The sequence below is a fragment of the Stenotrophomonas sp. C3(2023) genome, assembly GCF_032911385.1.
In the GTDB taxonomy this organism is placed as follows: domain Bacteria; phylum Pseudomonadota; class Gammaproteobacteria; order Xanthomonadales; family Xanthomonadaceae; genus Stenotrophomonas.
Window position 1 is genome coordinate 2,693,189 of record NZ_JAWJLO010000001.1, and the last position, 20,458, is coordinate 2,713,646.

18 protein-coding genes are annotated in these 20,458 nt (G+C 67.3%); 6 read left to right on the forward strand and 12 right to left on the reverse strand.

The genetic code is table 11. The features are described 5' to 3' along the window. Positions 1 to 84: 84 nt before the first annotated feature. The 7 genes from RZA67_RS11990 to RZA67_RS12020 form a co-directional block, all read right to left on the reverse strand. On the reverse strand, positions 85 to 927 hold the full coding sequence (locus tag RZA67_RS11990; protein ID WP_317212967.1) for a ferritin-like domain-containing protein: 843 nt from the start codon (positions 925 to 927) through the stop codon (positions 85 to 87). Then, complete coding sequence (gene purF, locus RZA67_RS11995) at positions 902 to 2,368, reverse strand: amidophosphoribosyltransferase (RefSeq protein ID WP_317212968.1); 1,467 nt, start codon at positions 2,366 to 2,368, stop codon at positions 902 to 904. The genes RZA67_RS11990 and purF overlap by 26 nt, the downstream gene beginning before the upstream one ends. A 30-nt stretch (positions 2,369 to 2,398) precedes the next feature. Then, the gene (locus RZA67_RS12000) at positions 2,399 to 3,169 is read right to left on the reverse strand and encodes a CvpA family protein (protein ID WP_317212969.1); all 771 of its coding nucleotides are present in this window, start codon (positions 3,167 to 3,169) and stop codon (positions 2,399 to 2,401) included. A gap of 52 nt (positions 3,170 to 3,221) precedes the next feature. Next, positions 3,222 to 4,202: an SPOR domain-containing protein gene (locus RZA67_RS12005; protein ID WP_317212970.1), complete on the reverse strand. Its 981-nt coding sequence runs from the start codon at positions 4,200 to 4,202 to the stop codon at positions 3,222 to 3,224. 86 nt (positions 4,203 to 4,288) lie between these two features. Further along, entirely contained in the window at positions 4,289 to 5,560 is a 1,272-nt protein-coding gene (folC, locus tag RZA67_RS12010) for a bifunctional tetrahydrofolate synthase/dihydrofolate synthase (protein WP_317212971.1), read from the reverse strand. A gap of 57 nt (positions 5,561 to 5,617) precedes the next feature. Continuing rightward, the gene (locus RZA67_RS12015; protein ID WP_317212972.1) at positions 5,618 to 6,262 is read right to left on the reverse strand and encodes a histidine phosphatase family protein; all 645 of its coding nucleotides are present in this window, start codon (positions 6,260 to 6,262) and stop codon (positions 5,618 to 5,620) included. Between the two features lie 183 nt (positions 6,263 to 6,445). Next, positions 6,446 to 8,611: a S46 family peptidase gene (locus RZA67_RS12020; RefSeq protein ID WP_317212973.1), complete on the reverse strand. Its 2,166-nt coding sequence runs from the start codon at positions 8,609 to 8,611 to the stop codon at positions 6,446 to 6,448. 176 nt (positions 8,612 to 8,787) lie between these two features. On the opposite strand from RZA67_RS12020, the gene tdh reads away from it, so the two are divergent. Then, positions 8,788 to 9,822: an L-threonine 3-dehydrogenase gene (gene tdh / locus RZA67_RS12025; RefSeq protein WP_317212974.1), complete on the forward strand. Its 1,035-nt coding sequence runs from the start codon at positions 8,788 to 8,790 to the stop codon at positions 9,820 to 9,822. Between the two features lie 118 nt (positions 9,823 to 9,940). Here tdh and RZA67_RS12030 read toward each other — a convergent pair whose 3' ends face one another. Then, a complete protein-coding gene (locus RZA67_RS12030) occupies positions 9,941 to 10,630 on the reverse strand; it encodes a TorF family putative porin (protein WP_317212975.1) in 690 nt (229 codons plus the stop codon). Positions 10,631 to 10,828: 198 nt separating this feature from the next. Between RZA67_RS12030 and kbl the strand changes: the two genes are divergently transcribed. Continuing rightward, a complete protein-coding gene (kbl, locus tag RZA67_RS12035; protein ID WP_317214008.1) occupies positions 10,829 to 12,040 on the forward strand; it encodes a glycine C-acetyltransferase in 1,212 nt (403 codons plus the stop codon). 57 nt (positions 12,041 to 12,097) lie between these two features. Here kbl and RZA67_RS12040 read toward each other — a convergent pair whose 3' ends face one another. The 4 genes from RZA67_RS12040 to RZA67_RS12055 form a co-directional block, all read right to left on the reverse strand. Next, positions 12,098 to 12,418, reverse strand: a complete 321-nt coding sequence (locus RZA67_RS12040; RefSeq protein ID WP_317212976.1) for a hypothetical protein — start codon at positions 12,416 to 12,418, stop codon at positions 12,098 to 12,100. 59 nt (positions 12,419 to 12,477) lie between these two features. Beyond that, entirely contained in the window at positions 12,478 to 13,260 is a 783-nt protein-coding gene (locus tag RZA67_RS12045; RefSeq protein WP_317212977.1) for a pseudouridine synthase, read from the reverse strand. Positions 13,261 to 13,337: 77 nt separating this feature from the next. Beyond that, the gene (locus RZA67_RS12050) at positions 13,338 to 13,838 is read right to left on the reverse strand and encodes a hypothetical protein (protein ID WP_317212978.1); all 501 of its coding nucleotides are present in this window, start codon (positions 13,836 to 13,838) and stop codon (positions 13,338 to 13,340) included. Between the two features lie 664 nt (positions 13,839 to 14,502). Further along, positions 14,503 to 15,594 carry an OmpA family protein gene (locus RZA67_RS12055; protein WP_317212979.1) on the reverse strand — a complete coding sequence of 364 codons (1,092 nt, stop codon included), beginning with the start codon at positions 15,592 to 15,594 and terminating at the stop codon, positions 14,503 to 14,505. Positions 15,595 to 16,093: 499 nt separating this feature from the next. Between RZA67_RS12055 and RZA67_RS12060 the strand changes: the two genes are divergently transcribed. The 4 genes from RZA67_RS12060 (at position 16,094) to RZA67_RS12075 (ending at position 20,282) form a co-directional block, all read left to right on the forward strand. After that, a complete protein-coding gene (locus tag RZA67_RS12060) occupies positions 16,094 to 16,720 on the forward strand; it encodes a hypothetical protein (protein WP_317212980.1) in 627 nt (208 codons plus the stop codon). A gap of 84 nt (positions 16,721 to 16,804) precedes the next feature. Continuing rightward, the gene (locus tag RZA67_RS12065; protein WP_317212981.1) at positions 16,805 to 18,835 is read left to right on the forward strand and encodes an NADPH-dependent 2,4-dienoyl-CoA reductase; all 2,031 of its coding nucleotides are present in this window, start codon (positions 16,805 to 16,807) and stop codon (positions 18,833 to 18,835) included. 290 nt (positions 18,836 to 19,125) lie between these two features. Continuing rightward, positions 19,126 to 19,584 (forward strand): cell wall hydrolase, encoded by a 459-nt coding sequence (locus tag RZA67_RS12070; protein WP_317212982.1) that lies wholly within the window; start codon positions 19,126 to 19,128, stop codon positions 19,582 to 19,584. Positions 19,585 to 19,670: 86 nt separating this feature from the next. Continuing rightward, a complete protein-coding gene (locus RZA67_RS12075) occupies positions 19,671 to 20,282 on the forward strand; it encodes a glutathione S-transferase N-terminal domain-containing protein (protein ID WP_317212983.1) in 612 nt (203 codons plus the stop codon). Positions 20,283 to 20,458: the final 176 nt, after the last annotated feature.

The following is a 20,458-nucleotide window of genomic DNA, read 5'->3' on the forward strand; positions in this document are numbered from 1 at the left end:
GGAGGCCCCATCTCAGCAGGTCGCGACGTTGCTTCCCATCAGCAGACTACGTCACCAGGCGGCGGGAAATGCCCTTCCGGGGCCTCAGCCAGCCTGCTCGATCAAGCTGGCCAGTTCATCGGCATCGAACCCGGCCAGCAGCCGGGCCTCGATGTTGAACGGGCCATGCAGATAGCCGCCGGCATATTCCACCAGCAGTTCCTTGAAACGTGCACGCGGCTCGACGCCGGCGCGCTCGCAGTACCAGCGGAACCAACGCGATCCGGCCGCCACGTGAGCGACCTCCTCGCGCAGGATGATCTCCAGCACGTCGGCGGTCTGCGCGTCACCGCAGGCGCGCAGCTTGGCGATCAGTGAAGGCGTCACGTCCAGACCGCGGGCCTCGAGCACCCGTGGCACCAGCGCCATCCGCGCCAGTCCGTCGTGCGCGGTCTTCTCGCACATTTCCCACAGCCCGTTGTGCGCTGGAAAATCCGCGTAGTCAAAGCCGAGCGACTGCAGGCGTTCGCGCAGCAGCATGAAGTGCCGGGACTCGTCATCGGCGCAGCTCACCCAGTCGGCCAGGAAGGCCGAGGGCAGACCGCGGAAGCGGTACACCGCGTCCCACGCCAGGTCGATCGCGTTGAGCTCGATGTGCGCGATGGCGTGGATGAAACCGGCTCGCCCCTGTGCGCTGCCGAGCTTGCGCCGGGGCACCTCACGCGGGTGCACCAGCTGCAGCCGCGCGGGCCGCCCGGGCATGCAGATCGGCTGCGGGGGCGGCGCGTCGTCGGCCACCCGCAGCCGGCCGGCGCGGAATGCTGCTGCGTGCGCCTGGGTCAGGGCCACCTTGCGCAGCGGGTCCGGCTCGGCCAGGCACTGCTGCGCGGCGCGCAGCAGATCGTCGCCGACCACGCTGGCCTCAGGCCCGGCGCTGGTGCTTGGCATCGTCCGAGCGCAGCTGCTGGATGCGCTCGAAGTACCCCGGCTCGATGCCGGTGGGGTACTCACCGTTGAAGCACGACGAGTCAAAACGGCGCAGGGCCGGATTGCCCTCGCTGACCGCCGCTTCCATGTCCTCGATGTCCTGGTAGATCAGCCAGTCACAGCCCAGGTGGGCTTCGATCTGCTCCACCGTGCGGTTGTGTGCGACCAGTTCCTCGGCCGCCGGCATGTCGATGCCGTAGATGTTGGGATAGCGCACCGGCGGTGCCGCGCTGGCCAGGTAGACCTTGCGCGCGCCCGCATCACGTGCCATCTGCACGATCTGCTGGCTGGTGGTGCCGCGCACGATCGAATCATCCACCAGCAGCACCACACGGTTGCGGAACTCCAGGTGGATGGGGTTGAGCTTGCGACGCACCGACTTCACCCGCTCGCCCTGGCCGGGCATGATGAAGGTGCGGCCGATGTAGCGGTTCTTGATGAAGCCCTCGCGGTATTTCACCCCGAGCACATTGGAGATCTCCAGCGCAGCGTCGCGCGAGGTGTCCGGGATCGGGATGATGGTGTCGATGTCGTGGTCCGGGCGCAGGCGCAGGATCTTCTCGCCGAGCTTGATGCCCATGCGCATCCGTGCCTTGTGCACCGAGACATTGTCGATCATCGAATCAGGACGGGCGAAATACACGTACTCGAAGATGCACGGCGTGTGCTCGGTCGGTTCGGCGCAGATTTCCGAGAACAGCTCCCCGGCATCGGTGATCACCACGGCCTCGCCCGGTTGCACGTCGCGCACGCGGGCGAAGCCGAGCACGTCCAGCGCTGAGGATTCAGAGGCGACGATGTACTCATCGCCCTCGGCGTGGCTGCGCTTGCCCAGCACCAGCGGGCGGATACCGTGCGGGTCGCGGAACGCGACCAGGCCCAGGCCGAGCACCACGCTGACCACCGCGTAGCCGCCCTTGCAGCGACGGTGCACGTGGGACACCGCACGGATCGCCGCTTCCGGGCTCAGTTCGCGCTGCGCGTCCAGCTCGTAGGCGAACACGTTCAGCAGCACTTCGCTGTCCGAATCGGTGTTGACGTTGCGGCGATCCTGCGCAAACACCTGCTGGCGCAGTGCTTCGGTGTTGATCAGGTTGCCGTTGTGGGCCAACGCGATGCCGAAGGGAGAGTTCACGTAGAACGGCTGGGCCTCATCCATGCCTTCGGAGCCTGCGGTCGGATAGCGCACGTGCGCGATACCGATGCGCCCTTCCAGCGTGGACATGGTCCGGGCATCGAATACATCGCGCACCAGGCCGTTGGCCTTCTGCACGCGCAGCCGGGTGCCGTTGGCGGTGGCGATGCCCGCCGCGTCCTGGCCACGGTGCTGGAGGACGGTCAGGCCGTCATAGAGCTGCCCGGCGACGTTCTGGTTGCCGACGATTCCGACGATGCCACACATGTTGCGAGATCTCCGCTGGGCTGCGCCCATCTACAGGGATGTTGGCCGTGCCTGGCCGGGGGAGCCGCTCCGCGCCGGAGCAGCCGGGTCGTCCGGACGCAACGGCGCCGGCTCGATGTTCGTGGGCAGTGCCGGGGCTGTCGCGTGCTCGCCTGCCGCGCCCCTGGACGGGTCCACGGCACGCGGCCATCCGCGCCCCGCCACCACCTCGCCGAGAACGCCATTATCGCCTGTCGCGGCCGGCTTGCCCAAGGGGTCTGACGAAGATGGGGCCGATCCTGGCCACGGCAAGTCCATCGCGCCGGGCAGGCGCTCTTCCAGTACCGGCGGCAGCGAGGCAGTCAGCGTCGGCAGACGCGCCTGCATCCAGTCGGTGACCGGCTGCAGCCAGGGCACGATCTGTGAACGCTGCCAGCCGGGTTCGGCCGGCAGCGAGGTGAAGCCGGCCAGCAGCACCAGCACGCAGGCCAGCAACAGCCCGCGCAGCAGGCCCACCAGACCGCCGAACAGGCGGTCCACGCCGCCCAGCAGGGTCAGCCGCAGCAGACCCTTGAGCAGCATGCCGAGCAGATTGACCAGCACCAGCACCGCAACAAAGACCGCCACGTAGCCACCGAACAGCTGCCCGGTACCTGGCGCCAGCGGCGCGGCCCAGCTGTGCGCAGCCTCGTTGCCGAACTGGAACGCCGCCCAGCCCGCCAGCAACCATGACAGGGTGCCGACCACGATGCTGACAAAGCCACGCAGCAGCCCGAACAGGGTGGATGCGGCGATGACCGCCGCCAGCAGCATGTCGATCATTGCCGGGCTCCGCGCCGTGCCAGGCGTGCAACGGCCTGGCCCTGGACGCCCATCAAGGATGGGCTACGACGATGCCGGACTGGCCTGCACGGGCAGCGAGCTGGGCCTTGAGCTGGTCGGCCTCGTTGCGGCTGGCCACCGGGCCGACGCGCACGCGGTTGAGCACGCCCTTGTCGGTGCGTACCTGCTCGACGAATGCGCTGAAGCCCGCCGCGCGCATGCGGTCACGCAGCGCATTGGCGTCGGCAGGCTTGCCGAACGCGCCCAGCTGCACGGCAAAGCCCACGCCGCTGGCCGCCGGTGCGGCCGGTGCTGCCGCCGGTGCCGGTTCGGCGCGGGCGGCCGGCTTCGGCTCGGGCTTCGGCTCCGGCCTGGGTTCGGCCGCAGCAGCCACCGTCGGCGCGGCGGCCGGCGGCGTGCTTGCCGCAGGACGGGTCTGCGCAGCCGACGCAGGTGCCGGCGTGGCCTCGGCCACCGGGCGTGGTACCTCGGCAGCCGCGGCGGCCGGCGCCTGACCGGCATCGAGCACCACGACCTCGGCCTTGACGTCGTTGCGTACCTGGGCGGCGCGCACGCGCGCCGCCTCGGCCTGCGCGCGGTCAGCGAAGGGACCGACGCGTACCCGCCAGGCCGGCTGGTTGTTGATGGTCGTGGCTTCGCTGAAACCCGGCAACTGCGCGCGCTGCAGGTGGGCAATCACCGCGTCGGCATGTGCCTGGCTGGCGTAGGCACCAAAACTCACCGCGTAATTGCCTGCCGCCACCGACGGGGATGTCTGCGCCGGCGCGCTGGTCGGCGTCTCCTGCACCGGTGCGGCGCCTGCGTCCAGACCGGTGCTGCCACCGGTGGGCGCTGCCAGCGGCAGTTCGCGGGTCTCGAACTGCGCGTTGGCCGGCGCATCGGGCACGCTGATGGACACGCGGTCGGCCGAACTGTCGCGCGCGGGGCCGGTCACCAGCATCGGCAGGAAGATCACGGCCAGTGCCACCAGCACGATGGCACCGATAAGACGCTGTTTCAGGGACGTATCCACGGATGGCAGGCAGCAGGAGAGGATGTATCCCGATTATACGGTCCGCGCGTAGTGACGCGGCGGCGTCCGCTGAACGGCAAATGCCCTCAGCGCCGGGCGCGCAACCATTGCAACGCCTCTCCAGCGGCAAGGAACGAGCCGAACACCAGCACCCTGTCGCCCGGGGCGGCGTGCTCCAGCACCTGCGCCAACGCCTGCGCGATATCCTCGGCGCACTCCGCGCTGCCAGCGGCCGAGCCGGCCAGACGCTGCCGCAGGCTGGCGGCGCCCTGCCCGCGCGGGCCGGGAAGACCGGCCAGGGTCCACTGCGACACCTGCGCGGCCAGTGCCTCGACCACACCCAGCGCATCCTTGTCCTGCAGCGCGGCATACACCGCATGCGTGCGGCCCGGCACCGGGCCTGCCTGCAGCGCACGGGCCAGTGCCTGCGCCGCCTGCGGGTTATGGCCGACATCGACCAGTACCTGCACCCCGTCGTGGTCAAAGCGCTGCAGGCGCCCGTCGATGCGCGCTGCGGCGATACCGCGTGCCCACGCTGCGCGCGGCACGCTGCGGTCCAGCGCGCGCAGCGCGGCGATGGCCGCACCTGCATTGGCCAGCTGCACCGGTCCGCTGAGCACGGGCATTGGCAGCTCCATGCGCAGCCCGACATCGCGCCAGCGCCAGCGCTGCGCGTCGATCGGCTCGCAGAAGTAATCGCTGCCACCGCGGATGGCATTGGCCCCAACCAGGTACGCACGCGCCAGCACGCTGGAAGGCGGATCGATCTCGCCCAGGATCACTGGTTTCCAGCCGCGGATGATGCCGGCCTTCTCGGCCCCGATCGCTTCGCGGTCGGCGCCCAGCCATTCGGTGTGATCCAGGTCGACCGTGGTGATCACCGCCACATCGGCATCGACGAGGTTGACCGCATCCAGACGTCCGCCGAGGCCCACCTCCAGCACCGCCAGATCCAGCCCGGCCGCGGCGAACAGGTGCAGCGCTGCCAGTGTGCCGTATTCGAAATAGGTCAGCGTGGTCTGTCCGCGCGCCGCCTCCACCGCCGCGAAGGCGGCGACCAGTGCGTCATCATCGACGGGCTCGCCGTCTATGCGCACGCGCTCGTTGTAGTCAAGCAGATGTGGAGAGGTATAGGCACCGACCTTCCAGCCGGCTTCGCGCGCGATGGCTTCGATGAACGCCACCGTCGAGCCCTTGCCGTTGGTCCCGCCCACCGTGATGGTGCGCTGCGCCGGGGCGCCCAGCCCCATGGCCCCGGCCACGCTGCGCACGCGGTCCAGCCCCATCTCGATGCTGGCCGGATGTTGCTGCTCGATGTAGCTGAGCCACTCAGTCAGGGTGATCGGTGTTTCACTCACGGGTTGCATCCAAAGCAGGAGAACGGGAGCAGCGGGCGGTCGCTGCGGTGGAGACGCTCAGAGCGCGCGGTGTCTGGCTTCGCCAAAGAAGGGAGTGTGATGTGCGCAATCGTTCAGGCGCACCACCTCCAGCTGTTCGATGTCCGGACCTTCCAGCAGGTTCAGCGTGGTCGGCGCCTGGCGGAAGCTCCACAGGCGGCTGATCGGCAGCCCCAGCACCCGGCACAGGATCACCCGGTTGACCGCGTCGTGGGCCACCACCAGCAGCGTGTCCTGATCGCCAAGCCCTTCAGCGGCGCGGGCCAGCCCACGCCAGCTGCGCTCGAGCACCTGCCGCAGCGATTCGCCGCCGGGCATCAGCACGGTGTCCGGTTCTTCGCGCCACGCGCGCAGCCGCGACGGGTCCTTGTCGTGGATCTCACTGGCCAGCAGGCCTTCCCACTCGCCATGGGCGATCTCCTGCAGGTCCGGTTCGGTCAGCAGGGTGTGGGCGCGGGCCGCACCGAGCGCCAGCTGTGCGGTGCGCTGCGCGCGCGACAGCGGCGAGGCCACCGCACGGGTGATCTCCACGGCAGCCAGGCGCTCGCCCAAGGCAGTGGCCTGCGCTTCGCCGACCGGCGACAGCGGAATATCGATCTGACCTTGGTAACGGCCTTCGGCGTTCCACGGCGTTTCGCCATGGCGGGCTAGCAGGATGCGCATGCGGGGGAGTCCAGGGGGAGGGGGAGCAGACCGCCACCTGTCGTGTACGACCCAGGCCACGGCGAACCTGCATGATACCTGCTCATGCGGACACGGTGCCCTGCCCTCGCCGACCGGCGCCTCACGCGCGGGGCGGCCGTGACGCGCAGGACCCGGCGGCTTGCGCCGGGTCCTGTCCACGCCTTACTGCGTGAGGTTCAGCTCCTTCAGCAGCTGCGGTGCCGGGGCCACTTCCTGCATGATCCACTGCATGTAGCGGCTGTCCACGGCGATCATGCGGGTCATCACCGGGTCGAACACCCAGTTGGAACTGACCGACTCCCAGTTGCCATCGAAGGCCAGGCCGACCAGCCTGCCGTGCGCGTCCAGCACCGGCGAACCGGAGTTGCCACCGGTGATGTCCAGGTTGGAGAGGAAGTTCACCGGCACCGAACCGACGCGCTTGTCTTCCAGCCCGCCGTAGCGCTTGGCCCTGACCGCATCGAGCAGCGCCTTGGGCGAGTCGAACGGGTCCTGCCCGGTTTCCTTGGCCACGATGCCCTCAAGCGTGGTGAACGGGGTGTAGGCCACGCCATCCTTCGGCGCGTAGCCCATCACGTTGCCGAAGGTGATGCGCAGCGACAGGTTGGCATCGGGGTAGACGAACTCGCCCTTGCTCTTCTTGTAATCAGCCAGTGCCTGCAGGTACAGCGGACGCGCGGTAAGCGACTCACCTTCGCGGCGCTTGCGCGCTTCTTCCTGCTTGAGCAGGGCCGGCATCACCGCCACGGCGTACTGGATGGCCGGATCGGTGCTGGCCTCAAAGGCAGCGCGGTCGGCGTTGAACCACTTCAGGCGCTCGTCCAGGCTGCCCAGCGTCGTACCGCCGAGCTTGCCGACCAGGCCCTGCACGGCCGCCGGGGTGGCACCGCCCAGCCACTGGTTGAGCACCGCGTTGTCGCGCTGCGCGGCCGGCAGCGCCACGTACTGGTCGAGCCAGTACTGCTGCAGCTGCTGGTCCATGCTGGCCACGTAGCGGCGTTCCATCTGTCTCAGGCCGCCTTCGATGGTCGGCAGATCGCGCTGCTGGTAGCCGGCTTCGCGCTCGGCGTCCGGCTTGCTGCGCTCGATCGCCAGGCGGTACAGCGAGATCGCCGTCCCGACCGCCGCCGTGTTGTTGAACTGGCCCACGAACAGGTCACGTTCCCGGGTAGCCTTGTTGGTTTCCAGGTGGGCGAGCAGCTGCGCGTGTGCCGCCAGCGCCGGGCGCCCTGCACTCCCCTGCTGCTTCAGCCAGGCCAGCACGGCCGCTTCTTCGGCGCGCTTTTGGCCGGCAGCATCGATACGCTTGAACCCTTCCAGCTGGCCCTCGTAGTTCTTGGCCACGTTGTTGAGGCTGGCGGCGGTGGCCGCGTACTTGACCTTCACGTCGGCGTCGGCCTGGCCGGCCTTCTGGATCAGGTCGATCACCGCCTCGTAGTGACGGGCAATGGTCGGGTAGGTCCACTGCGCGGTCTCGTTGAACTCACCGGCCAGCGCGTAGCGGTTGGTACGGCCGGGGTAACCGGCCACCATCACGAAGTCGTCGGCGCCCAGCGGCTGGTCGGCGAACTTCAGGAAGTGGCGCGGCTGGTAGGGCACGTTGTCCGGCGAGAACGCAGCCGGCTTGCCGTCCTTGCCGACGTAGGCGCGGTAGAAAGCGAAGTCACCGGTATGCCGCGGCCACATCCAGTTGTCGACGTCGCCGCCGAACTTGCCCACGCTGCCCGGGGGCGCATAGGCCAGCCGCACGTCGCGGATTTCCAGGTTGCGGAACAGACGGTAGGTGTTGCCACCGGAGAACGAGTACAGGCGGCAGCGGAAGCCGGCATCGGCTTCGCAGGCAGCCACCTGCGATTTGTCAAAGGCCTCCAGCGCGCGGCTGCACGCCAGCGGGTCGTTGCCAGCGGCGGCGATGGCCGCCTTGGCCTGTGCGGTGACGTCGGTGATCTGGTCAAGCACATAGACGCGCGCATTGGGCCCGGCGCTGAGTTCATCAGCGTGGGTCGGGGCGTTGAAGCCGTCCTTGATCAGGTTGTTCTGCGCTGTCGAGTTCAGCTGGATGGCGCCATAGGCACAGTGGTGGTTGGTCACCACCAGGCCCTGCGGCGAAACGAAGCTGGCGGTGCAGCCGCCCAGCGCGACCACCGCACCCATCGGGTCGCCGGTCAGGTCGGCCAGCTGCTGCGGGGACAGCTTCAGGCCAGCCTTTTCCAGCGGCCCGGCAATCTCCGGCAGCTGCTGTGGCACCCACATGCCTTCGGCGGCATGGGCCACCTGGACCAGCCCAAGACTGGCGACGACGGAAAACGCGAGCAGGTTCGAGCGCATGGAGCAGCCCCAGATAATGGAACCGCAGATTGTAGCCCGTCCCGACCGGCCGGCCGGAAACCCCGGAAGTCATGGGACCGTTCGTGGTGGCGCGGCCGGTTTTCCACCCGCAGCGCAACATGGCCGGGCCGGCTTGGGCCCTATAATTCCGTTTTTCCCCCTGTGAGTTCCGCCCGATGGCGCAGACAATGAAGGCCCTGGTCAAACGTGAAGCCGCCAAGGGCATCTGGCTGGAAGAGGTACCGGTTCCGGTACCCGGCCCCAATGAAGTGCTGATCAAGCTGGAAAAGACCGCCATCTGCGGCACCGACCTGCATATCTACCTGTGGGACGAATGGAGCCAGCGCACCATCAAACCGGGCCTGACCATCGGCCACGAGTTCGTCGGCCGAGTGGCCGCCCTCGGAGCGGCGGTGACCGGTTATGAGATCGGCCAGCGGGTCTCGGCCGAGGGTCACATCGTCTGCGGGCATTGTCGCAACTGCCGCGGTGGGCGCCCGCACCTGTGCCCCAACACGGTCGGCATCGGCGTCAACGTCAACGGCGCCTTCGCCGAGTACATGGTGATGCCGGCCAGCAACCTGTGGCCGATTCCGGACCAGATCCCCTCCGAGCTGGCAGCCTTCTTCGACCCCTATGGCAATGCCGCGCACTGCGCGCTGGAGTTCGATGTCATCGGCGAAGACGTGCTGATCACCGGCGCCGGCCCGATCGGCATCATTGCCGCGGGCATCTGCAAGCACATCGGTGCGCGCAACGTGGTGGTGACCGACGTCAACGACTTCCGCCTGAAGCTGGCCGCCGACATGGGCGCGACCCGCGTGGTGAACGTGGCCAACACCTCGTTGAAGGACGTGATGAAGGAACTGCACATGGAAGGCTTCGACGTGGGCCTGGAAATGAGCGGCAACCCGCGTGCCTTCAATGACATGCTCGACTGCATGTACCACGGCGGCAAGATCGCCATGCTCGGCATCATGCCCAGGGGCGCCGGCTGCGACTGGGACAAGATCATCTTCAAGGGCCTGACCGTGCAGGGCATCTACGGCCGCAAGATGTACGAGACCTGGTACAAGATGACCCAGCTGGTGCTGTCCGGTTTCCCGCTCGGCAAGGTGATGACCCATCAGCTGCCGATCGACGAATTCCAGAAGGGCTTCGACCTGATGGAAGAAGGCAAGGCCGGCAAGGTCGTGCTCAGCTGGAACTGAGCTGAGCCGCGCAGCCCCGTAGCGCCGGGCTCTGCCCGGCGAGCGCGAAGCGCGGCTGCATCAGGACCGGACCGAAGAGCAGCCGGGCAGAGCCCGGCTCTACGAGCAGCGGCTGACCTTACTGGCCGACACCTACGGTGAACACCACGCGGTTGTCGGCCAGCCTGCCGTTGTTGTCGCGGCCGTTGCCATCGGTGCCATGGAAGCCCAGGCCAAGGTTGAACAGGCCGAACTGGCGGCTGACACCGACATTGAAGTCGGTGTAATCCTTACCCTGCTCACGCTCCAGCGTGGAGCGACCGACGTTCGCGCTCAGCACGAAATCGTTCGGCAGGCCCCACTCGCCGCCGACCCCGTAATACCAGCTCTTTGTATCCGAGCCGGACAGATCGTTGGTGTAGGCCACGGTGAGCTTGTACTGCTCGGCAAAGGTGGTCGTCGTGATCAGCTCGTTGTAGTTCAGCTCGCTCGCGCCCGGGTAGGTGTAGCGATTGACCAGAACATCGAAGTTGACGCTATCTGTCACGTCAAAGCCGTAACCGATCAGGAAGTCCACTTCGGTGCTCGGGTCACCCGGCCCGAAATCCACGCCCGACCCCCAGACACCGGCGTACAGGCCCACCGGCGAAGTGTAGGTGAAGCCTGCCTGCAGCGTGGGATCTTCATCGGTCTGCGAGACACCACGGAACACGTAATCCGACACCGCAGTGACGTTCCAGCTGTAGGGGGATTCGGCTTCCTGCGCGCTGGCAGCAAAGGCCGCCAGGGACAGAACAGTGGCGGCAAGACAACGACGGGCGAGCTTCATGGGGCATCTCCGGGGGCGGTGGGTCGGGGAAGGTTGAACAGCCGGCACGGTCGCTCCGGTTCACGGTTTTTTAACAGTAATGATAGTGCGACGCAACAATGCAGGCTCTGCCAGCCCCGCGCATCGCCGCAGTGCGCAACGAGGCCCACGCGCATGACGAGTAGAATCGACCGCTTCCCCGCACCACCGACGCCGACCATGACCGACGCCAGCTCTTCCCCGCTCACCCAGCACTACGCCCAGGAACTGGAGGCGATCCGCGCCCAGGGCCTGTTCAAGTCCGAGCGCATCATCACCAGTCCCCAGTCCGCCGAGATCACCCTGGCCGACGGCCGCACCGTGCTCAACTTCTGCGCCAACAACTATCTGGGCCTGGCTGACCACCCGGACCTGATCCAGGCGGCCAAGGACGCGCTGGACAGCCATGGCTTCGGCATGGCCTCGGTGCGCTTCATCTGCGGCACCCAGGATCTGCACAAGCAGCTGGAGCAGCAGATCGCAGCGTTCTTCGGCAAGCAGGACACCATCCTGTACGCGGCCTGCTTCGACGCCAACGGTGGTCTGTTCGAGCCGCTGCTGGGCGAGCACGACGCGATCATCTCCGACGCGCTCAACCATGCCTCGATCATCGACGGCGTGCGTCTGTGCAAGGCCAAGCGCTTCCGCTACGCCAACTGTGACATGGCCGACCTGGAGGCCCAGCTGCAGGCGGCCGATGCCGCCGGCTGCCGCACCAAGCTGATCACCACCGACGGCGTGTTCTCGATGGACGGGTTCATTGCCCCGCTGGACGAGATCACCGCGCTGGCGAAGAAATACAACGCGCTGGTGCATATCGACGAATGCCATGCCACCGGCTTCCTCGGCGCCACCGGCCGCGGCTCGGCCGAGGTCAAGGGCGTGCTGGACCGGATCGACATCATCACCGGCACCCTGGGCAAGGCCATGGGCGGCGCGCTGGGCGGCTTCACCTGCGCCAGCAGCGAGGTGATCGAGCTGCTGCGCCAGCGTTCACGCCCCTACCTGTTCTCCAACTCGCTGCCGCCGCACGTGGTGGCCGCGGGCATCAAGGCCTTCGAGATGCTGGCGGCCGCAGACGACCTGCGCGATACGCTGGTGGACAACACGCGCTACTTCCGCGAGAAGATGACCGCTGCCGGCTTCGACGTGAAGCCCGGGGTGCATCCGATCAGCCCGGTGATGCTGTACGACGCACCGCTGGCGCAGCGCTTCGCCGAACGCCTGCTGGAGGAAGGGATCTACGCGATCGGCTTCTTCTTCCCGGTGGTGCCCAAAGGCCAGGCGCGCATCCGCACGCAGATCAGCGCGGCACACACGCGCGAACATCTGGACCGCGCCATTGATGCGTTCACCCGCATCGGCCATGAGCTGGGCGTCATCAAGGCCTGATCCGCGCGCCACGGAGCCGGGCGCTGCCCGGCCTCCGTCGACGCGCGCGATGACGCGTCACTTCTTCTTCTTTTTCTCTTCTTCCTTGCTGGCAACGACCACCGGTTCAAGGGGGCCATCGTTGCCCTTGGCCACACGGATGCCGTTGGCCTTCATCCAGGCATCGAACTGATCGGCGGTCATCTTCTGGTCGCCGTCGCTCATGGTGAAGCGGAAACTGCCGAGCGCATCACGCTCCTGAGGCTTGATCTCGACCACCGGCGGCGGCGGTTCGACCGGTGCGGCCACCTGCTTGTTGGTGCTGCACGCGGCGAGGGCGAGCACCGGCAGCAGGGTGGCGGTACAACGCAGTGGAGACAACAGGAAGGGACGGAACATGGCGGAACTCCTCGAACAACAGGGTGCAAAGACAGGCGCTCCCCCTCGCGCCCGGGCGATCAACCAGCGCACGGCGCCGGCTGCGGGTCTCCGCCCACGGTCTGGGCAGCGTCCAGCTGCCGCAATTGTTCGGCCTGCAGCACGCGCCACTGGCCCTTGCCGAGCTCACCCAGCGTCAACCCGCCGATGGCAACCCGGACCAGCCGCAGCACCTGCAGGTCGAAGGCCGCCAGCAGGCGGCGGATATGGCGGTTGCGGCCTTCTTCCAGCACCACTTCCAGCCAGGCGTTGCGCTGGCCTGAGCGCAGCAGCGCCACCCGGCGCGCGGCAAGAAACTCACCGTCATCGTCGATGCCGGCGCACAGCGCGGCCAGCGTGGAGGCATCGGGCAGCCCATCGACCTGGACGTGATACGTCTTGTCCGGTCCGGTCGTGGGATCGGTCAGCCGCGAGGCCCATTGCGGGTCGTTACTGAACAGAAGAAGGCCCTCGCTGGCCTTGTCCAGCCGCCCGACCGGCGCCAGCCACGGCAGGCCTGCGCCATCGAAGCAGCGGTAAACGGTATCGCGCCCCTGCTCGTCCTGTGCGGTGGTGACCAGCCCGCGCGGCTTGTTCAACATCAGATAGATGCGCGAGGCGGCGCCCAAGGGCTGGCCGTCCACTGCAATCTGCTGCAGGCCGGCCTGGATGGGAAACTCGGCATTGCGCACGACGCGTCCGTCCACCGTGACACGACCGGCCTCGATCCAGCGCGCAGCCTCGGTGCGCGAGCACACCCCCGCCTTGGAAAGGATCCGCGCCAGGCCGTGCCGCGGCGCAGACGACGTTGCAGGCGGAGGCATGCGCCCCGGCGCATGGCCGGGCCGCTGGTTGGGGGCTGCACGGGGGCGCCTGGCCCGCATGTCCTGCCCCCCTCGCATTACTTCTTGTCGACTGGCGGGGTTTCCGCCGCCGCTTCGGTGACCGGCGCCGGCGCGGCTGGACGCGCCTTGACCACGCGCACACCGCGCGCCTTCATCCAGGCGTCGAACTCTTCGGCGGTCATGCGCTTGCCGCCCTGGCTCATGTCAAACCGCCACGGCGTGTTGTCGTACTGGGTCGCCGGCTTGTAGGCCCCGGCATCGTTGGCCGGCACGGCCGATGGCGCGGGGATCGCGCTGGCCACATTCTGGCAGCCCTCGATGCGCAGGCGCTGCAGCACGCTGTCGAGCGACTGCGATGCGTCGCTGTTGCCACTGAGCACGCCAGCGGGCATGCCCAGCTGGACGTTGCGGATCGCCAGCTCGTCAGCCACCGGCGCAATGGCCGTAGCCGGCAGCGGCAGCGGTGCGGCACTGGGCCGGACCGAGCAGTCAACCGCCGCGTGGGCGGCAGGAACCAGGGCCAGCGCCATGACGGCAGCCGATGCGATGCGCAGCATGAGAGACATCCAGTAGAAGGGTGACGTCGGGAGTTTAACAGCGGCACAACGACTTACAAGATCCCACATTCAATGAATACGGCAACTCGTTGGTTTTTTTATGGTTTCACTGCAGTGGCTGCGGGCCCGCGAACGGCGCAGCCCCTCGCGGCTGGCACGAAAACCCACTCCTTGTGAGGGCCGGGCGGAATGGGGTTGAAGGAGACGCCGTAAATCCATCCATGGAGGCTTGGTCGCCGCATCCATGCGGCTCACACTCCTGCAACCCCATCCCGCCCGGCCTTGGACAATCTCCGCGTGTGCCAGCCGCGTAGAAAGAAAAAAAGGATCAAGAGCAACGGCAACAGCGTGACGGTCGCCGGTGGTCACGCTGTTGATCCTGCTTTCGGCTTTTATTCTTTCTTTCTCAACGCGGCTGGCGCCCACGCTATCTGTCCAAGGCCGGGCGGGCGAGGTTTGCGGGGGCGTAGAGCGCAGGATGCGCGTCCGAGCTTACATGGACGTACTTGCAGCGTCCCCCGCCAACCTCGCCCGCCCGGCCCCCCCGGATGATCGGGTGTCAGCCGCGAGGGGCTGTGCCGTTGGCGGCCATATCCGACGCATGAAAAAACAGGACCCGGCCGAAGCCGGGTCCTGCTTGATCTTACCGGTGAAGCGTCAGAACTCAGTTCTGGACGTTCAGCTCGGTACGACGGTTCTTGGCGCGACCTTCCGGGTTGTCCGAACCATCCGGGTTGGTGTTCGGGGCAATCGGACGGCTCTCGCCGTAGCCGATCGGACCGACCAGACGCGAAGCGGCAACGCCGTTCTGGGTCAGGTAGTCATACACGGCGGTTGCGCGACGCTCGGACAGCTTCTGGTTGTAAGCGTCAGAACCCTTCGAGTCGGTGTGGCCAGCCACTTCGACGCGCAGGTCCGGGTAACGCTTCAGGATTTCCGAAGCTTCGCTCAGGATCGCAACAGCGTCCGGACGCAGGGTCGACTTGTCGAAGTCGAAGTTGACGCCCTTCAGGTCGATCGAGACCGGGACCGGGCAACCGTCCGGACCGATGGTCTGACCCGGCTGCGAATCCGGGCAGCGGTCGTCGCAGTTGTTGACGCCGTCACCGTCGTCGTCCAGGTCGGCGCAGCTCGGCGCAACCGGAGCCGGAGCCGGAGCAGCAGCCACCGGGGCCGGGCCCAGCGGGATCACGACGCCGACCGAAGCCAGCACGTCGCCGAACCAGCTTTCGTTCGGAGCAGCGTTGCTCTGATCGTCGAAGTCACCGCGGTAGGCCACTTCGGCGCGGACAGCGACGCGCTTTTCGAAGGTGGTCTGCAGGCCGACGCCGACCTTGGCGGCGAAGTTGCCGTCCTTGCGCTTGGTCGGACCATTCAGGTCCAGAGCCGGCACTTCCTCTTCCGAACGCTGGTAGCCCAGGCCGAACAGCAGGTACGGGTTCCAGCCGCGGCCGTCCTGGATGAAGTGGCGACGCATGTCCAGCGAAGCGCCGTACTGCGACCAGTTCAGATCCTGATTGCCGTCGAAGTTCGGGTTCTGATAGTTCAGCTCACCGTCCAGCGACCAGTTCGGGCTGATGAACTTGCCCAGGCCCAGCGTGACGAACGGAGCATCGTTGGTGGTGCGATCGTTGTCCTGGAAGTTGAAGCCAGCCGAACCGGTCAGGTACCAGCGGTCGTCGAACTCCTGTGCCGAAGCAGCCTGGGCGAAAGCCAGACCGCCCAGCAGTGCGGCAGTAAGGATCTTCTTGTTCATTGAGTACAACTCCTATTTCGGGGGTATGAAACCGGTAGAGGCATGGCCCAGCACTACAATCGTCAGAACGCTCCGACAGCCGATTCAGCACGCCACCGTGGCGACATTATGCTCAGAGCGGTGAAGGCCATGTTAACAGTCCCGTAACATGTGAAACCGGGACCAAGCCGCCTGCCGCCTCTCGCCGTTGCACCCTATACAGGATGATGAAAAACCGCAACTCCCCTCTGCTACAAGGGTTTCGAGGCGATTGCCACATGCCGGCACAGAAGCCGGAGCCGCGCCGGATAAAGCGATTCATGCCGTAGGTGGCAGCGTGAGGAACTTTATACGCGGCCTATCGCTAGCTGTTTTCTGAATGAATCCCAAGGCATTCGCGACAGGAGTCGCCTGCAATCTCCCTGCATCGCGCCGTGCGTCCGTGCGCCGGCCGGTTGCGCGCTGCGCCTGCGCTGCGGTTGCGGTAACGTGCGCCATCGTCCGCCTGTCGCCGTCCGCCGTGTCCCTTCGCTCTGTCCCCGCCGCCCTCCCCGCTCGCCTGCTGCAGCTTGTGCTGGGCCTTTTCCTGTACGGCATCGGCATTGCACTGATGGTGCTCGCGCACGTCGGGGTCGCCCCCTGGGATGTGCTCTCGCAGGGCATCGCCAGCAGCTCACCGTTGTCGTTCGGTCTGGCCACCAATGTGGTCGGCGCCGTGGTGTTGCTGCTCTGGTGGCCGCTGCGGCAGAAGCCGGGCGTGGGCACCGTGCTCAACGTGCTGATGATCGGACCGTCGGCGCAACTGGGGCTCACGCTGCTGCCCGCGCCTGAAGGTCTGGCGCTGCGCATTGCCACCTTCGCCGGGGGCATGCTGTTGTTGGCGCTGGCGACCGGTCTGTACATCGGCGCCCGGCTGGGTCCGGGGCCGCGCGACGGCCTGATGACTGGCCTGCATGCACGCACCGGCTGGCCGATCTGGCAGGTGCGCAGCCTCATCGAGGGCAGCGCCCTGCTGCTCGGCTGGCTGCTGGGCGGCAATGTTGGTCTGGGCACAGTGGCCTTTGCCATGTTCATCGGCCCGCTGTGCGGACTGACCCTTGGCTGGTTCGGGATCGGTCGACCCCAGCCAGCGCCACGCGCGCCCTGAAGCCGACCGGATAACCCGGACGGGGCCTTGCCCGCTGGCGCGTTTCGCGGCACTCTGGCGATCTCCGTACGCAAGCGTATTGACATGTCGCCAGCTGCCGCCAGTCCCTACCCCCATCTGTTCACCCCGCTGGACCTGGGCTTCACCCAGCTGCGCAACCGCGTGCTGATGGGGTCGATGCATACCGGTCTGGAGGATCGCACCCGGGACTTCCCGCGTCTGGCCGCCTACTTCGCCGAGCGGGCGCAGGGCGGCGTGGGCCTCATCGTCACCGGCGGCTTCGCACCGAACGTGGTCGGCTGGCTGAAGCCGTTCGGCGGCAAACTCTCCTGGCCGTGGGAAGTGCGCCCGCACCGCCAGCTCACCGCTGCTGCGCACCAGTACGGCGCAAAGATCTGCCTGCAGCTGCTGCACGCTGGCCGCTATGCCTACCATCCGTTATCGGTGGCTCCGTCGAAGTTGAAGGCACCGATCAACCCGTTCACTCCGCGCGCCCTCTCCGCGCGCGGAGTGGAGAGGCACATCGATGACTACGCGCGCAGCGCGCGGCTGGCCCGCGAAGCCGGCTATGACGGCGTGGAAGTCATGGGTTCGGAAGGCTATCTGATCAACGAGTTCATCGCCCCGCGCAGCAACGCCCGCACTGACCGCTGGGGTGGCGATGCGGCCTCCCGCATGCAGTTCGCGGTGGAGATCGTGCGCCGTATCCGCCAGACATGCGGACCTGACTTCATCATCATCTTCAGGCTCTCGCTGATCGACCTGGTCGAGGACGGCAGCAACTGGGAGGAGATCGTCGCCCAGGCCCGCGCCATCGAGGCCGCCGGCGCCACGATCATCAACTCCGGCATCGGCTGGCACGAAGCGCGCATTCCGACCATCGCCACCTCGGTGCCGCGCGCTGCGTTCGCCGCAGTTACCGCCAAACTCAAGCCGCACGTGGGCATCCCGCTGGTGGCCACCAACCGCATCAACATGCCTGATGTCGCCGAGCGGATCCTGGCCGAAGGCAGCGCCGACATGGTGTCGCTGGCGCGTCCCCTGCTGGCCGACCCGCAGTGGGCCGACAAGGCGCGCCGCGGCCGGGCACACACCATCAACACCTGCATTGCCTGCAACCAGGCCTGTCTGGACCACGTGTTCGAGAACAAGCTGGCCAGCTGCCTGGTCAATCCGCGCGCCGTGCATGAAACCGAACTGGTCTACCGGCCGACCACCGCACCGCGGCGCATCGCGGTGGTCGGCGCCGGCCCGGCCGGTCTGGCCTGCGCCACGGTCGCGGCCGAGCGTGGCCACGCGGTGACGCTGTTCGAGGCCAGCGCGCAGATCGGCGGTCAGTTCAACGTGGCGCGGCTAATCCCCGGCAAGGAAGAGTTCAACGAGACCCTGCGCTACTTCGGCCAGCGTCTGCAGGACACCGGCGTGGAGGTGCGGCTGGGGGTGCGTGCGGACATCGACCAGCTGCGCGGATTCGACGAGATCATCCTGGCCACCGGGATCACCCCGCGCAGGGTGGCCTTCCCCGGTGCCGACCATCCCAAGGTGGTCAATTACCTGGACGTGCTGCAGGGCCGGGTCGTGGTCGGCCAACGGGCAGCCATCATCGGCGCCGGCGGCATCGGCTTCGACGTCGGCGAGTTCCTCGCCCACGCCGGGCCATCGCCCGCGCTGGATGCGGCGGCCTGGATGGCCGAATGGGGCGTGGACCCGGCTTTTGAGACCCGCGGCTCACTGTCTGCACCGCAGATCGCCCCTTCGCCGCGCCAGCTCTGGCTGCTGCAGCGCTCACCCGGCAAGCCTGGCGCACGACTGGGCAAGACCACCGGCTGGATCCACCGGGCGACGCTGAAGGCCAAGGGCGTGAAGATGCTCGGTGGCGTGCAGTACCTCGGTGTGGACGACCAGGGCCTGCATGTCAGCATCGGAGGCACGGCGCAGGTGCTGCCGGTGGACCACGTGGTGATCTGTGCCGGCCAGGATTCCAATAGGACGCTGCTGGAAAAACTTGAACAGGCGGGCCTGTCAGGCCGGGTCATTGGCGGCGCTGACGTCGCTGCCGAACTCGATGCGAAAAGAGCGATAGATCAAGGCAGCAGAGTCGCTGCAGAGCTCTAGGGAATCCTGAATGGGGGGCAGAAAGTGGGCCTCAGCCCCCTTTGTGAAACTGAATGTCAACCTGGACGGTTCAGGACAGGTTTGGAAAAGCCCCCTTACCTTGCGCCCACTTTCCGCTCACCAGCCAGTTTCCGGTGAGCAGGCGCGGCCCTTCCCCCGATCTCTTCCGGGCCGCCCGCGGGGCGGTCCCGATGATCGCCTCCCCATGACGCCAAGACGTAACCCAGCGTCTTCCTGCCCCTGCGGCAGGCAGAACCGCCCGGTGCGTCCCATACGGAGCAAGGAGTTATATGAAACTGGCCTGGATTCTCTGGCTGTCGCAGTTGTTGCCGCAGCCGGCCGCCGATTCGTTGTGCCTGAGCACGACCGTTTACCTGGAAGCCCGCGACCAGACCGTGCGCGGTCAGCAGGCCGTCGCTGAAGTCGCCCTGCGCCGCCGTGACAGCGGGCTGTGGGGTGACTCGATGTGCCAGGTGGTGACCGCACGCAAGCAGTTCGCACCGACCATCGTCTCACCGGGTACCCGCCTGGCCAATGACAAGGCCTGGAGCGAGGCCATGACCGTGGCATTCGACGCCGAGCGCAACTGGGCGCTGCCAGCCGGCGAGCGTCGCGAGATCGTGCCCGGTGCCAGCCATTTTGCCGCGCTGGCCATCGCCAGCCCCAGCTGGCGCAACGCCTACAAGGTCGGGACCATCGGTGACCACACCTTCTACCGGGTGCAGAGCCTGAAGCCGCGCGCGTCGTAACAGTCTGTCGCCCCGGCGCAATTGCCGGGCAGCGCTCCGCTCTGGGATAGTGTCCGCTTTCCGCGACCGACCCAGACGGAGTCTCCATGAAGCTGTACAGCAAGCCCGGTGCCTGTTCCACCGCCGACCACATCGCCCTGCAGTGGACCGGCCAGCCGTTCGAGGTTGAACTGCTGGACAAGGACACGCTGAAGGGGCCGGCGTTTCTGAAGATCAATCCGGCCGGCTCGGTCCCGGCACTGGTCGACGGCGACTTCGTGCTGACCCAAAACGCGGCCATCATGGGCTATATCGCCGATACGTTCCCGCAGGCCGGCCTGACCGGCGATGGCAGCCCGCGCCAGCGTGCCGAGGCCGCCCGCTGGCTGGCCTTCGTCAACTCCGACCTGCATCCGGCGTTCTCGCCGCTGTTCGCACCGGGCAAATTCATCGCCGATGAAGGCCAGAAGAGCGCCTTGGCAGAAGCCGCGCACAAGCGCCTGCGTGGGCTCTTCGAGCGCGCCGATGCCCAGCTGGCCGACCGCCCGTGGCTGGCCGGGTTCCGCAGCGTGGCCGATCCTTACTTCTACATCACCCTGCGCTGGGCCGAAGGCATGAAGGTCGACCTGTCCGGGCTGGAGAATCTCGCCGCGTACCGCAAGCGGATGGACGCCGACGCCGGCGTACAGGCCGCGCTCAAGGCCGAAGGGCTGGCCTGACCCTGGTCGCCAGGTCGTTGCTCGCAATCAAGAGCGTGACGACCAACGCTGCGCCGGTCATCCTGACCCGCGCCCTTGGGGCCGGCGCTTGCGTCACCTGCCGCGTAGTGCCGGGCTCTGCCCGGCAACCAACAAAGCAGGAGCCTGACGACCACGGTGCGCCGGGCCACCCCGCC